Here is a 14,612-nt window from a genome sequence, read left to right as displayed (position 1 = left end):
TCCATAGACATTGCCACGATGTCAAGACTGCCAGTGATGGTAGCCTCGGTACCTATGACAAAGGCCAAATTGTTGAGTCCCCGGATGAGGTGAAAATCTCAAGTCCGGTTCTGAAGACGAGTAGTTCTGGTGACGGAATTGCTTAGTTTAACCGGGAATCCTTGCGGTTTATTTCCTTGGCAAACCACCCCCGATGGGCTTGCTTCGCGCTTCAACTGTGGCACAGCTTGTTCGCGAATCCCACCGTACCGCCCCATCCTGTGGGACTCCCACCCCCTACCCCGAACAATCCCGGGGTGCAGCGATCGCCAATCCTTCAGCATCCTCTTGGTGTTCTATAGGATAAATCTATTGATTCCCACCGTCTCGACGCCGGGAATTTCCTTGACCAGCTCTGACGAGAAAGCGCTACAATTTTGCCCACTTTCCTCTCCACCCTGGCACAACACAATTTTGCTTTAAATGCCGCGCCTAAATTGTCACAACGGCTAGCCTCAACTTTTCCCCTCAGCCCGACCTCGCCCCCGCAACTGCTTCGTTCTCCCTTCACTTTCCTTTTCCGCAATTTCCTAGAGAAAAATTTACTCGCGGGCGACCTTATAATAAAATTTATTAAATTTTATTGATGTTGAATCAGCAAAGCACACCCTAAACCCTGAAAAATAATAAATTTTATTTCGGGATTTACTGACAATAAAAGTGATTGGAGGAGCGTAAACAAAAATGGCAATTTTACACGGGAGTTGGGTACGCAGGGAAGATGTAAACCAACTGGAAAATCCGGGGGATTATTTGTGGATTTGGGGAGAAACTTGGCGCAGGATGACCGAGGAAGAATCCGCCGACCTCGAAACCGTACCCGCCCATCCCTTGGCGATGACCCAAGCAGAATTAATCGACTTTCTGCAATCCCTAGAAGCCTTATGTCGCCTGCATTGGACCTTGCCCCCGGATGCGATCCCCAAAAAGACAAAAGGCAGAAAAGGGAGAAAAGGAAAGGCAAGCGAAAATACCCCCGGGTTCGATCGCTGGCAAACCCTGGCGATCGCTATGCCCACCTATTTGCCCCCGGAAAGCGACCTGCCCGTTCCCCTGCATTCCGCCTTCCCCGCATCGGAGACTCCCCGGTATCTCTATCCCTGGACAATCGAGGGACTGTGCCTCACACCCCAAGAAGCAATGGAGTTTTTATCCGCTTTGCCCCTCGGAGAGGCGATCGTCGGCGAGGCGTTTATCGGCGCACCCTTGCGATTTTGGTCCCATGTCGCCCGCTGGAGTCTGGATCTGCAAGCGCGCTGCAAGTTTTTACCCAAACTGGAACATCAATTAGAAGGAGGCGCGATCGCCACTTGGCAACCTCTCCTCGACAGCGACACCGATCGCCAGCGCATCAATCACTTTAGCAAACAAATGCCGCTGGTATGTCGCACCTATCAGCCTCCTAACCTCGGCGATGCCCTCGCCGTCAATTTACCCCCAGACCCCCAACCCCTCCTGCGATCGTTCCTCAGTCACACCATCGACGCCCGGGTTCGCATGGCAATCAGTGACGATTCTGTGCCGAATTTAGCTACTCCCGTGCGCGAATGGCTGCACGCCTTGGTCTCCGATGATGCCACCCTCCACGCAGAAGCCAAGGCGATCGGCAAAATCGAATCCGCCTTGGACAGTTGGACCGCCCCGGTTCATCATCATTTAGCCGGACAACAACAGTTTCGCGCCTGCTTCGAACTGGTTCCCCCCCAATATGGCGATAATCGCTGGACCTTGCAATACTTTTTACAAGCCGTAGACGATGTTTACTGTTTGCTAGATGCCAAAACTATCTGGAACAATCCGGTAGAACAATTTGTGTATCAAGGGCGGCGCATCGAACGTCCCCAGGAAACCTTGCTCAGCGGGTTGGGTTTGGCATCTCGCTTGTTTCCTCCCATCGAAGAAAGTCTCGATACCCAACGCCCGCAATATTGCGCCCTCCAACCGATGCAAGCCTACGAATTTATCAAATCCGTGGCTTGGCGATTTGAAGATAGTGGCTTGGGCGTAGTATTGCCCGAAAGTCTCTCTCCCAAAGAAGGAATTGCCAGTCGTCTGGGATTGAGCATTCGCGCCGAAACTCCCGGCGGTCCGCGAGGAGGTTTGGGATTGCACAATCTGCTCGATTTTAAATGGGAACTGACTATCGGCGGAAAAAGAATCTCCAAAAAAGAATTCGATCGCCTAGTCGCATTAAAATCTCCCTTAGTCGAAATCGATGGCGAATGGGTCGAACTGCGAGAGCAAGATATCCGCGCCGCCCAGGAATTTTTTAAATCCCGCAAAAACCAGATGTCTCTCACGTTAGAAGATGCACTCCGGTTGGCCACTGGAGACACCCAGGCGATGGAAAAATTGCCCGTGGTCAAGTTTGAAGCCGGGGGACAACTCGAAGAATTGCTCAATACTTTAAACCAGAAGCGATCGCTCGCAGAACTGGAAAAACCCACCCACTTTAACGGCGAATTGCGCCCCTACCAAGCCCGAGGTGTCAGTTGGCTTTCCTTCCTAGAACGCTGGGGTTTAGGCGCTTGTTTGGCCGACGATATGGGTCTGGGTAAATGCTTGGCTCCCGACTCCCTAATTGCCGTCAATGGCTGCTTGCAAAAAGCCGAAGAAATCTGGGAAACTTATGCCGAACCCCCTCACTTCGATGGCGAAGGATTTTGGGCGGAACCTATCGCATCATTGTGGGTGAATTCGATTGACAATCAAACCCATAAAATAGTACAATCAAGGATTAAGCGACTCTATCGGCAACAGGTGGCCGAAAAATTGCGAAAAGTCACCCTAGAAGATGGCAGCAGCATCACCATTACTCGCCGTCATCAACTGCTGACTTCCCAGGGCTGGAGCACCGAGTTTCAAATTGGCGATCGCATCGGCATCCCCGTCAAATTACTCTGGCACGGACAACCCGAAGACCCGGATTTAGTCAAGTTTTTCGCATGGCAACTCGCCGTCGGTTATGAAGAAAACCACGATGCAATGGTAACAATTTCTCCTTCCTACTCACAACGGATGGAAGATTTAGTCCAAACCCTGCAACGCTTGGCTCAACGCCATAACCTGGATATCGATAGTCCCACAATTGTCACCGATTCTAACTCAGTTTCTCGCCTGCGCTTTACCAGTCCTTCCTATCAAGAGTTTTTGGCATCCAAAGACTATCGATGGGGGAATTTATCGGCGGAAAAATCCATTCCCTCGTTTATCATGCAGGCAGATGGAGAGAGCGTGCGGCTGTTTCTACAGCATTATTTCGATGCAGCAGAAACAGTAATTTTACCGATGCAGCACCGGATTGAAATAACCACCGCTTCTTTCCAAATCATCCAGCAACTCTCTGCATTATTGCGACGATTGGGGATTTGGCTGCATATCGCATCCCCAGAACAATCTACCAATGATGGAAGTGGCATTTTCCGCCGGGATTATATCGGCATTCTGGCGGGAAGCAGCGCGGGAAAATTTGGCGAAGAGATTGGATTTAGCCATCCAGAGAAACAGGGGAAACTAGAAGAACTGTGCGATCGCCTCAGCAATTCCCATGCAGAACATATTTCCGCCGCCGATAGGGTTGCACCTGCAGGAGAAGAAACACCATTGCCCCTAGATGAGTTGGAGATGCCCAATTCCGTGGATGGGAAAACTTCCGAAACGGTTTCTCGGCCCAATTTAGAACCCGTGGCGGTGGGAAGCGAATCGCTTGTGATGGGGAAAGGTCAAGGAGAAGATTGTCCGATTCCGCCCTCGCAATGGAAGACGCCCACCGGGGAGGTTAAACAGTTGGGAGAAACTCAAGCAAATCTGCCAGAATTGTGCGATCGCGAGGTATTGTATTGCCCGATCGCCAACATCGAAGAGATTGACTATTGCGGGTGGGTGTACGATTTTGAAGTCAGCGATCGGCACAATTTTGTCGCCAATCACATTCTGTGCCACAACACCATCCAAACCATCGCCTTTTTGCTCCACTTGCAAGAACAAGAAGCCTTAGACAATCCCGTGTTATTGATTTGTCCCACCTCCGTATTGGGAAACTGGGAACGGGAAGTAAACAAATTTGGTTCCAAACTGAAAGTGATGGTGCATCACGGGGACAAACGTCTCAAAGGGAAAAAATTCGCCACCGGGGTGAGAAAGAAACACTTGGTGATTACCAGTTATGCCCTAGTGTACCGCGATGCAAAAGACCTCAACAGCGTAAATTGGGCGGGGATTGTGGTAGATGAAGCGCAGAATATTAAGAATCCCCAAGCGAAGCAGTCGAAAGCGGTGCGCCAATTGATTGATGAGAAAAATCAGCCGTTTCGCATTGCGTTAACCGGAACCCCGGTGGAAAATCGACTGCAAGAATTGTGGTCGATTATGGATTTTCTCAATCCGGGATATTTGGGGGCGCGGGAATTTTTTCAGCGCCGATTTGCTACCCCTATCGAACGATATGGGGATAAGGATTCCTTGGAAACCTTGCGATCGCTGGTGCGCCCCTTTATCCTGCGTCGGCTCAAAAGTGACAAGGATATTATCCAAGACTTGCCCGAGAAACAAGAAATGGTAGAATTTTGCGGGTTGTCTTTGGAACAGGCAAAGCTCTATCAGAAATTAGTGGATGAAGCTTGGGCAGACATTGAGTCTTCAGAAGGGATTCAACGACATGGGGTAATTTTAGCCCTGCTGACAAAGCTCAAGCAAATTTGCAACCATCCGGCACAGTTTTTGAAACGGAAAACCCTGGAAAATCCCCATCGTTCGGGGAAAATGCAGCGGTTGGAAGAGATGTTAGAAGAGGTGTTAGCAGAAGGCGATCGCGCCTTGATTTTCACTCAATTTTCCGAATGGGGCAAACTCCTGCAACCGTATTTAAAAGAGAAATTCGGGCGCGAGGTGTTGTTCTTCTATGGCGCAACCCGCAAAAAACAACGGGAAGAAATGGTCGATCGCTTCCAACACGATCCCCAAGGGCCGCCGATTATGATTTTATCGATTAAAGCCGGTGGGGTGGGGTTGAATTTAACCCGCGCCAATCACGTGTTCCACTTCGATCGCTGGTGGAATCCGGCGGTGGAAAATCAAGCCACCGATCGCGTCTTTCGCATCGGGCAAACCCAACAGGTGCAAGTGCATAAATTTGTCAGCACCGGCACCTTGGAAGAAAAGATTCACGACTTAATTGAAAGTAAGAAAGAATTGGCAGAACAGGTGGTGGGTGCCGGCGAACAATGGTTAACCCAGTTGGATACGGATCGACTGCGAAACTTGCTCGTACTCGACCGGAATGCGGTGATTGATGAACAGGTGGAATGAGGGAAACCCCGTAGGGTGGGCAATGCCTACCCTACCCTCTGGGGGTCATTTTTTGTATAAGTTTAGAACACAGAATCAACGATAATGACTTACAACAGCGAAGTTGACCAAGAATGGTGGGCGCAGCAGTGGATCGACCTGCTGAATTCTTATCGGTTTAAGAAGCGATTGGAACGGGGGCGAAATTATGCTCGACAGGGCAACGTACTCGGGATTGAGTTTGCGGGACAAAAAGTAGTAGCGCGGGTCCAAGGGACAGAACCGGAACCCTATAAAGTGTCGCTTTGGTTAGACCCGCTAACGGATGAAGATTGGAATTATGTGATTCAAACCTTGGCAGAACGGGCGATTTTTTCGGCTAAATTGTTGGCGGGAGAAATGCCGACGAATATTGAAGAAGTGTTTGCGGCAAATGGGGTGAGGTTGTTTCCGTTTACGTTGGATGAGGTGCATTCGCGCTGTAGCTGTCCCGACAAGGCGAATCCTTGCAAGCATATTGCGGCGGTGTATTATTTACTCGGGCGTCGCTTTAGTGAAGACCCGTTTGTGTTGTTTCAATTGCGCGGTCGCGAGCAAGAGCAAATTATGGCCGCACTCCGACGGATTCGGGGGATGGAAAATGAGGAAGAGACAGAACCGGAGGCGGTGGAAATTCGGAAAAGCAAATATCCGCAACCGCCGCTTGATGTGGAGAAGTTTTGGAAATATAATGAGCAATTAGAGTCGGGATTAGTGGTGATTGCACCCGCACCGAGTAGCGAAACGGTGTTGGATTTGTTGGGGACGATTCCGCTCAAACCTGCCGCTACGGGGAAGGCGGCGATGCAATCGTTAAAGACGATTTACCAGACGGTGAGTCAGCAGGCGATTTTAGCGGCTCTAAATCGGGAAGGGTGAGGAATAGGGGGGAGATAAACTGTTATTGGAAATCGGTGATTTTTCCTCTATGAACCAGTGGGCAAGGCGGCTTGGATTTAGAGAATAAAGGAGGTTGAAAAGTCTTTTTAGCTGAGTTTTTGGGTAACGGAGGAAACGGGTATTTTTAGGGTAAAAGTGCTGCCGGATCCTAAGTGGCTTTCGACTTCGAGCTGTGCGTGATGTTTCTGGGCGATCGCCTGCACCAGTGCCAAGCCAAGCCCTGTGCCTCCAGTTTCACGACAGCGATCGCTATCCACACGGTAGAAGCGCTCAAAAATGCGGGTGTGTTCTTTTGCATCCATGCCAATTCCCGTATCTTTAACCGCAATACAGGCAAGGCGATCGCGGCGAGTTAAATCTATCATCACATGACCGCCACGCGGCGTGTATTGGATTGCATTAGCAATTAAGTTAGAGACCAATCGGTACAGTTGGGATTCATTCCCCGACACATAAATATGCTCATGGGGAAGTTGATTGACCAGATGAATTTCTGCCATCGTTGCCAGTTCTAAAAATTCTTCGGTCAAATCATTAATTATATCGTTTAAGCAACAAGACTCACAAGAGGTTGGGGATGAATTTTGCTCGAGACGGGTTAACAAGAGTAAATCTGCAACCAAATGGCTCAAGCGGCGTCCCTGTCGCTCAACAGTTTGGAGCATAGTCGAAATATCCTGCTGATTCGAGTGCGGCACTCGTAAAATCGCTTCTACAGTCGCTAAGAGACTGGCGAGAGGCGATCGCAATTCATGGGCAGCATTAGCAGTAAACTGTTGCTGCTGCTGATAAGATTGGTAAATCGGCTGCATAGCTAATCCCGAAAGCCACCAACTCGAAAGAGCAACCAAACCTAACGCAATAGAAAATCCGACCGCCAAAATCCATTGCATCCGCTTGACTTCAGCATCAAAATTTTCTAAAGTCCGGCCAATTTGTAAGTATCCCCAAGATGACTTAGAACGATGAACCTGCGCGGAATGGCTGGCATAGTGACTGTGTAAAATGATAGTAAATTGGTGATAGCGAATGCCATTGGAACTGCGAAATGTTTGCCAAGGTGCAGAATTGAAAGTGGTAGAAATGCCGCGAGGTTGATTGGGGGAAAAGGCAAGAAGTTTGCCTTGGTGACTAAACAGACGAATATAGTAAGTATTGCGATCGCTAATGCCAGTGGTATGTCGTTGAATCAACGTTGGGCTGACATTACAAGGCTGTTGAGCCACGCAAAGTTCGGGCAAAATACGCCGCAAAACAGCCGTTGGCTTTCCAGAAGTGGGTAGCATGGGTTCCAAACTATCGTGGAGCGTGCCTGCGATCGACTTTATTTCCCGTTCCATTGCCGCCCAATTCGACTGAATGAGGGAGCGATACAGACTCAATCCTGACAGACTCAAAATCACCGCCATCACACCAGCATACCAGAGTGCTAAACGGGCACGACTGCGACGAAAGAGTTGATGGCTATTCATAGCAGAGGAAGTTCACAGGGAGGTGTTGAATCGATAACCCTGACCGGGAATCGTTTCGATAGGGCAAGTGCAGCCATAGCTAGCTAATTTCCGGCGCAATAACCGCATGTGGGCTGCCACCACATTACTCAGGGGTTCTTCTTCAAAATTCCAGAGTTGATCCCGAATCTTGCTCCCCGAAATAATCCGATCGCAATTTTGCATGAGGTAGGCAAAGATTTGAAATTCCTTGATGGTTAAAGGAATAGTTTGCGCGGGTTGCTCTAGCCCAAAACAGAGGGCATTATTTCCATAATCGAGAGTGAATGGCCCAACGGTGAGGGTGGGGGGTTGGAGTTGGGGCGATCGCCTCTGAAGTGCCCGCAACCTTGCCAATAATTCGTCCATCACAAACGGTTTGACCAAGTAATCATCCGCTCCAGCATCCAGCCCTTTAACCCGGTTTTCAGGCTCACCCAAAGCCGTAAGCATCAGCACGGGTAAAGGATTCTGGTGCGATCTCAGACGCCTGCATAACTCTAATCCGGATAGCCCCGGGAGAAGCCAATCCACGATCGCCACGGTGTAATCCGTCCACGGGTTGTCCAGATAGTCCCATGCCTGAGTACCATCCACCACCCAATCCACCACATATTTTTCGCTGATTAACACTTGTTTGATTGCCAGTCCCAAATCCGCTTCATCTTCTACCAGCAGAATCCGCATCGCTCCATGAAATGAACCACAGGCTTGATTTTAGCAAAACCGCCCTTATTTCACCTGAATTTCATCTGCCCTGTGGCAGATTGGGGAGTGTTTTACAGCGTGAGGAGTTATGATGAAGCCTTTTGCGATAATCAGCGGTCTGCTTGCAGTGGGTTTAGCCGTCACTGCGCCCCCAGTTGGGTTGGCCCATGTGGGGCATGGAGATGAATTCCAGGCACAAGGAGGTATTGAACGAGTGCCGGTTAATCCCGAAACCGATGGAATCATGGGGATTGTGGTCGCGCCGATCGCTTCTGCGGCAAATGGTAGCTCCTCGGTGATGGTGCCTGTCACCGCCTTGGTCGATGCAGACGGGAAACAGCTAGTTTTTGTGCAATACGAAAATTTTTATGAGCCAGTGGAAGTGACCACCGGTGCCACCGAAGGGGAATTGATTAAAATCACCCAGGGATTATCCGTTGGGGAGAAGCTGGTCACTCAGGGGAGTTTGTCCCTCTATGCCGAATCGCGCAAAACCCAAACTGCCGATTCGGCGGCGGGTACAGATGCGATCGCCGCTTCCCAAACTGAGGATGTAGCCGCTGGTACAGATGAGATTGACGCTTCCCAAATTGGCGAGGCCCAAGCTCAGGCAAACTCTAGCGGCACAGCCCACAGCGACGATACCTCGGGCAATCTTGCCTTGGAGTCTGGCGAATCCACTCAACCTTCTACGGGTTTTCCAATGGCAACTGTTGCCACCTTTGGTGGGGGAACCTTGCTAGTGGTGGGGGCGATCGCCGCGATCGGCAACCGCAAGAAAGGGGGTGTGTAATTTTAAGATGTTGAACTCAATTCTCAATTACACCCTCAAAAGCGCGATCGTCCATCGCTGGTTGATTGTTATCGGTGCTATTTTCGTTAGCCTGTGGGGCGTCATCACCATCTCCCAGATGCCTCTGGATGTATTCCCAGAATTTGCCCCGCCTCAAGTGGATATTCAGACTGAGGCGACTGGACTCGCTCCTGAGGAAGTCGAATCCCAAATCACCGTGCCGATCGAAACTGCGGTAAATGGCTTGCCCGGAGTGCATGTGGTGCGTTCTTCCTCCAAAGTGGGCCTGTCGATGGTGCAGGTGGTGTTTGACCAAGATGCCGATATTTATAAAGCAAGGCAATCGGTCACGGAACGGCTGCAACAGGTGAGCGATCGGTTTCCAGAAGGGACTCCTCCACCCGAAATTTCGCCGTTAGCATCGCCATTGGGCACGATTTTGCAATATGCCTTTACGGTGAACCCCAATGGGGAAACTTCCCTCATGGATGTGCGCCGCTTGGTAGATGACACCATCAGCAACCAAATTCTCTCGGTACCGGGCGTCACCCAAGTTACCGTTTACGGGGGTGACGAGCGTCAGGAACAGGTCCAAGTGGATCCGGAAAAACTGCGATCGCTCAATGTATCCCTCACCGAAGTCACCGAGGCAGCCAGAGGTGCAAATTCCAATGCTCCCGGCGGCTTTCTGATTGGCGGGGGTCAAGAGTTATTGGTGCGCGGGATTGGGCAGGTCACATCCATTGAAGACTTGCAGCAATCTGTGGTGAAGGTGGACTATGGGCGACCGATTTTACTCAAAGACGTCGCGGAAGTTAAAACGGGTACCGCACTCAAGCGCGGTGATGCCAGCTTTAACGGAGAACCGACTGTGGTGATGATGATAACCAAACAGCCCCAAGTGGATACCCCCACGGTCACTAAAGCGGTGGAAGCCGTGATGGAGTCTTTGCAGCCGACTTTTCCTCCTGAGGTTCAGGTGACCCGCACCTTTCGCCAGTCTAATTTCATTGATTCTGCCATTCGCAATGTCAGTGGTTCTCTGGTTCAAGGCATCATCATCGTGTCCGCGATTATGGTGCTGTTTTTGATGAATTGGCGCACTGCGGCGATCGCTTTGAGCGCGATTCCCTTGTCTTTAGTGATTGGGTTGTTATTTATGAATGCCTTTGGTTTGGGGATTAATACTATGACATTGGGCGGGTTAGTGGTTGCTATTGGCTCGGTGGTGGATGACGCGATCGTGGATATGGAAAACTGCTATCGCGGACTATGCAGCAATCAAGCGCGGGGCAACCCGAAACACCCTTTCCAAGTGGTGTATGACACCTCGGTGCAAGTGCGATTGGCCGTGATTTTTTCCACGGTGATTATTATTGTCGTATTTGCGCCAATTTTTAGTTTGACTGGCGTGGAAGGACGGATTTTTGCGCCGATGGGCTGGGCGTATTTGTTCTCGATCGCCGCTTCTACCCTGGTTGCGATGACCCTTTCTCCGGCGCTGTGTGCCATTTTACTGGCGAATCAAACCCTGCCGCAAGAAGGTACTTTCCTTTCCCGTTGGGGACAACGGCTCTATCGTCCATTGCTCAACTTCTCGGTGCGATCGCCCCGAATCATTTTAAGTGTGGCACTGGCTGCCTTAGTTGCAGCTTTCGCCATCGTGCCTTCTCTCGGACGGGTATTCCTACCAGAATTCCAAGAAAAATCTTTGGTCAACTCAATGGTGTTATTCCCTGGTGTTTCTCTGGAGATGACGAATCGGGCAGGGATGGCACTTTACAATTCCCTCGAAGATAATCCCCTGTACGAATGGGTGCAAGTCCGCGCGGGACGCGCGCCTGGGGACGCGGATGGTGCAGGAGTTAATATGGCTCATGTGGATGTGGAACTCAGTGACCTTGCTTTAAACGATCGCGAAGCTAGCGTGAAACAACTGCGCGAGTCGTTTCTGAAGTTGCCCGGTGTTGCGTCTAATATTGGCGGGTTTATTTCCCACCGCATGGATGAAGTTTTATCTGGGGTGAGGAGCGCGATCGCGATTAAAATTTTTGGGCCGGATTTAGTCCAACTGCGCCAGCTTGGCGAACAAGTCCGCGACGCGATCGAACTCATTCCTGGGGTTGTTGATTTGCAGCTCGAACCCCAATTGCCAATCCGTCAGGTGCAAATCCAATACGATCGCGCCGCCGCAGCAAGTTATGGATTAAGCATGGAACAACTCTCAGCGGTGGTGGAAACGGCTCTGAATGGCCGGGTGGTGTCACAAGTGCCAGAAAACCAGCAGCTTATCGATATTGTTGTGGCGTTAACTGAGGATGCTCGCAATAGTTTAGATGCCATTCGTGCTATTCCCCTCTCAACTCCAACCGGGGAAACAATCTCTTTGGATACTGTTGCCTCGGTTGATTACGGGATGGGAGCGAATGTGGTCAATCGGGAAGATGTATCGCGCTTAATTGTGGTTTCGGCCAACGTACAAGGGCGTGATTTGGGTAGCGTCGTCGGCGATATTCAAGCTCGGATTCGGCAGAACTTGCAGTTGCCAAAGGGTTATTTTATTCAGTACGGCGGCCAGTTTGAATCGGAGCAACGGGCCACTTATAATTTAGTTTTGTTTAGCGTTTTAGCGGCGATCGCCATTGCGGTGTTGATATTTTTCTCCGTGAAGTCGATCCCGGCAACTATCGCCATTATTCTTAATCTGCCGTTGGCATTGGTGGGTGGGATTATCTCGATTGTTTTCAGTGGCGGCGTGATGTCAATTGCTTCCCTGATTGGGTTTATTACTCTGTTTGGGGTTGCCGTCCGCAATGGGTTGTTGTTGGTGGATAATTACAATACGAAGTTCGCCGGGGGAATGTATCTGAAAGATGCGATTTTCAAGGGGTCTCTAGACCGGGTTAATGCTATTTTGATGACCGCCTTGACTTCTGCACTGGGGATGTTGCCTTTGGCGATCGCGAGTGGAGCCGGAAATGAGATTTTGCAACCGTTAGCGATTGTGGTTTTGGGGGGGTTATTTACTTCGACGGCTTTGACTTTATTGGTGATTCCAGCACTCTACTCCCAATTTGGCAAGCAGTTGATGCCCAAACAATAACCGGTCTGTGTTGAAATCCGTTCGCGGTGGAAATCGGAATCATCCATAGCGGTAGATTCAAAACTGTAGGCAGGGAAGAGTGCCAACGAACGCAATTCGTTCGTTGGCTACTGTGAGCGATCGCTTTACTGGCCAAATTCCAAGCGCGCCTGTTCCACAATTTCAGCAGTCACCACGTCACGGTCTGCCTCGCGCGTCAGTTGTTCGATGCGCTGACGCGCCTGCGATCGCACGAAATAAGGAATATTTTTTAACTTCGCCTTCGCTTCCGGCGTCCATTCGAGTTCGTCGGTAAAATCAGAATTGGCCATAAGAGAATTATCTGGAAAGCGGCTTTTTTTTCGTTTAAATTTTCAATTCAGAATAGTTGTCTCGAGTCTGGAGTTTTCTGACCGATTTAGGTTAATTTTAACAAACTTTTCTATTATAAAATCCGAGCGATTTTTTGTCAACAGGTTTCTCCCTTGCATTCCCAAAGAAAAAACTCCTGCGGTGAAGCAGGAGTTTTTTATGGAAGTGGAGGGAGAAATCAGCTTGAGAGATTTCCGCCTCCGAACCGTGGCAAATTAGTCAAGGTTACTCATTGCCAGCACCGGTTCTTCTTCGCGATCGATACCGCGTTCGAAGCCAGCCGCCGCCGCGCGAGCGCGACCTGCGTGCCACAGGTGACCGACTAAGAAGAAGAAACCGAGAATGAAATGAGCCGCCGCCAACCAAGCACGGGGGTTCACGTAGTTAAAGCCGTTGATGTCAGTAATAATGCCACCCACGGAGTTAATCGAACCGTTAGGAGCGTGAGTCATGTACTCAGCCGCGCGGCGAATTTGCCAGGGCTGAATGTCGTTTTTGAGCTTGTTGAGATCCAAGCCATTCGGACCGCGCAGGGGTTCGAGCCAGGGACCTTGGAAATCCCAGAAGCGCATGGTTTCACCACCGAAGATAATTTCACCAGTGGGAGAGCGCATCAGGTATTTACCCAGACCGGTCGGACCTTGAGCGGAACCGATATTGGCACCTAAGCGTTGGTCGCGAACCAAGAAGGTGAGTGCTTGAGCTTGAGAAGCTTCAGCATTGGTCGGACTGTAGAATTCGCTCGGATAAGCGGTGTTATTGAACCAAACAAAGGCAGCAGCAATAAAGCCCATCAGGGACAGCGCGCCCAAGCTGTAGGAGAGATAAGCTTCTCCAGACCAGATGAAAGCGCGACGCACCCAGCCGAAGGGCTTGGTAAGAATGTGCCAGACACCACCAGCAATACAAATGAAGCCGATCCAAATGTGACCGCCGATGATATCTTCCATGTTGTTAACGCCGACGATCCAGCCTTCGCCACCGAAGGGAGCATTCAGCAGATAGCCGAAGATGACGGCGGGATTCAGGGTCGGGTTGGTAATCACCCGCACGTCACCGCCACCCGGTGCCCAGCTATCGTAGACACCGCCAAAGAACATGGCTTTCAGCACCAACAGCAGCGCTCCGCAACCCAGGATAATCAGGTGGAAGCCGATGATGTTGGTCATCTTGTTTTTGTCTTTCCAGTCATACCCGAAGAAGGACGAGTATTCTTCCAGGGTTTCTGGACCGCGAACCGCGTGATAAATACCGCCTAAACCGAGTACGGCGGAAGAGATCAGGTGGAGGACACCAACCACGAAGTAGGGGAAGGTGTCGATGACTTCACCACCCGGACCGACACCCCAACCGAGGGTGGCGAGGTGGGGTAGCAGGATCAAGCCCTGCTCGTACATGGGTTTTTCCGGGATGAAGTGAGCGACTTCAAACAAGGTCATCGCTCCAGCCCAGAACACGATCAAGCCAGCGTGAGCGACGTGCGCGCCAAGCAGCTTACCGGATAGGTTGATGAGACGGGCATTTCCCGCCCACCACGCAAAGCCGCTGGTTTCTTGGTCACGTCCGCCCATGACCATCGAAGGATTAAAAGATGTTTGCACTAATGACAACCTCTTTTGCGATCGACAACAGATATCTGAATATGGTAGATTTTAGAGTCGGAGTTTAGCGGGAAACCCCGGCTAAAATCGCCACTCTAAAATCGGAATTTCTACAGGGCGTTACCGCGTGGCAGAACTTCTTCCGGGAATTCGAAGTTTTGGTGCGGCTGGTCAGCCGGTGCCATCCAGGCGCGGATCCCTTCGTTGAGCAGAATGTTCTTCGTATAGAAGGTTTCAAATTCGGGGTCTTCCGCCGCCCGCAGCTCTTGAGACACGAAGTCATAAGCCCGCAGGTTGAGACC

At 50.6% G+C, this 14,612-nt stretch carries 8 protein-coding genes and 1 pseudogene; 4 read left to right on the top strand and 5 right to left on the bottom strand.

The window, feature by feature from the left end:
• Window positions 1-723 precede the first annotated feature (723 nt).
• Both AC0QH1_RS06875 and AC0QH1_RS06870 read left to right on the top strand, forming a co-directional pair.
• Window positions 724-5,346: an SNF2-related protein gene (locus AC0QH1_RS06875; protein ID WP_442957291.1), complete on the top strand. Its 4,623-nt coding sequence runs from the start codon at window positions 724-726 to the stop codon at window positions 5,344-5,346.
• Window positions 5,347-5,430: 84 nt separating this feature from the next.
• On the top strand, window positions 5,431-6,243 hold the full coding sequence (locus AC0QH1_RS06870; RefSeq protein ID WP_324630234.1) for an SWIM zinc finger family protein: 813 nt from the start codon (window positions 5,431-5,433) through the stop codon (window positions 6,241-6,243).
• 107 nt (window positions 6,244-6,350) lie between these two features.
• Here AC0QH1_RS06870 and rppB read toward each other — a convergent pair whose 3' ends face one another.
• Together rppB and rppA are read right to left on the bottom strand one after the other, a co-directional pair.
• Window positions 6,351-7,736, bottom strand: coding sequence for a two-component system sensor histidine kinase RppB (rppB, locus tag AC0QH1_RS06865; RefSeq protein ID WP_324630233.1), 1,386 nt, complete (start codon window positions 7,734-7,736; stop codon window positions 6,351-6,353).
• Window positions 7,737-7,748: 12 nt separating this feature from the next.
• A complete protein-coding gene (gene rppA / locus AC0QH1_RS06860; RefSeq protein ID WP_324630232.1) occupies window positions 7,749-8,441 on the bottom strand; it encodes a two-component system response regulator RppA in 693 nt (230 codons plus the stop codon).
• 109 nt (window positions 8,442-8,550) lie between these two features.
• Between rppA and AC0QH1_RS06855 the strand changes: the two genes are divergently transcribed.
• Together AC0QH1_RS06855 and AC0QH1_RS06850 are read left to right on the top strand one after the other, a co-directional pair.
• A complete protein-coding gene (locus tag AC0QH1_RS06855) occupies window positions 8,551-9,255 on the top strand; it encodes a permuted SH3 domain-containing protein (protein WP_324630231.1) in 705 nt (234 codons plus the stop codon).
• Window positions 9,256-9,262: 7 nt separating this feature from the next.
• The gene (locus AC0QH1_RS06850) at window positions 9,263-12,358 is read left to right on the top strand and encodes an efflux RND transporter permease subunit (protein ID WP_324630230.1); all 3,096 of its coding nucleotides are present in this window, start codon (window positions 9,263-9,265) and stop codon (window positions 12,356-12,358) included.
• 125 nt (window positions 12,359-12,483) lie between these two features.
• Here the strand turns inward: AC0QH1_RS06850 and AC0QH1_RS06845 are convergent, their stop codons facing one another.
• The 3 genes and pseudogenes from AC0QH1_RS06845 to AC0QH1_RS06835 all read right to left on the bottom strand — a co-directional run.
• On the bottom strand, window positions 12,484-12,669 hold the full coding sequence (locus AC0QH1_RS06845; protein WP_324630229.1) for a PCP reductase family protein: 186 nt from the start codon (window positions 12,667-12,669) through the stop codon (window positions 12,484-12,486).
• Window positions 12,670-12,924: 255 nt separating this feature from the next.
• Window positions 12,925-14,286: a photosystem II reaction center protein CP43 gene (psbC, locus tag AC0QH1_RS06840; protein WP_324630236.1), complete on the bottom strand. Its 1,362-nt coding sequence runs from the start codon at window positions 14,284-14,286 to the stop codon at window positions 12,925-12,927.
• Window positions 14,287-14,420: 134 nt separating this feature from the next.
• Window positions 14,421-14,612 (bottom strand): annotated as a pseudogene (locus AC0QH1_RS06835) (photosystem II D2 protein (photosystem q(a) protein)); the annotation flags it as partial.

This window comes from Phormidium sp. CCY1219, assembly GCF_055795085.1.
This window is presented reverse-complemented; position numbering and strand designations above follow the sequence as displayed.

Bases quoted from the DNA above. Each gene is read 5' to 3' on its own strand.
- AC0QH1_RS06875 (WP_442957291.1), top strand. From the start codon at position 724: ATGGCAATTTTACACGGGAGTTGGGTACGCAGGGAAGATGTAAACCAA.
- AC0QH1_RS06870 (WP_324630234.1), top strand. From the start codon at position 5,431: ATGACTTACAACAGCGAAGTTGACCAAGAATGGTGGGCGCAGCAGTGG.
- rppB (WP_324630233.1), bottom strand. From the start codon at position 7,736: ATGAATAGCCATCAACTCTTTCGTCGCAGTCGTGCCCGTTTAGCACTC.
- rppA (WP_324630232.1), bottom strand. From the start codon at position 8,441: ATGCGGATTCTGCTGGTAGAAGATGAAGCGGATTTGGGACTGGCAATC.
- AC0QH1_RS06855 (WP_324630231.1), top strand. From the start codon at position 8,551: ATGATGAAGCCTTTTGCGATAATCAGCGGTCTGCTTGCAGTGGGTTTA.
- AC0QH1_RS06850 (WP_324630230.1), top strand. From the start codon at position 9,263: ATGTTGAACTCAATTCTCAATTACACCCTCAAAAGCGCGATCGTCCAT.
- AC0QH1_RS06845 (WP_324630229.1), bottom strand. From the start codon at position 12,669: ATGGCCAATTCTGATTTTACCGACGAACTCGAATGGACGCCGGAAGCG.
- psbC (WP_324630236.1), bottom strand. From the start codon at position 14,286: ATGGTCATGGGCGGACGTGACCAAGAAACCAGCGGCTTTGCGTGGTGG.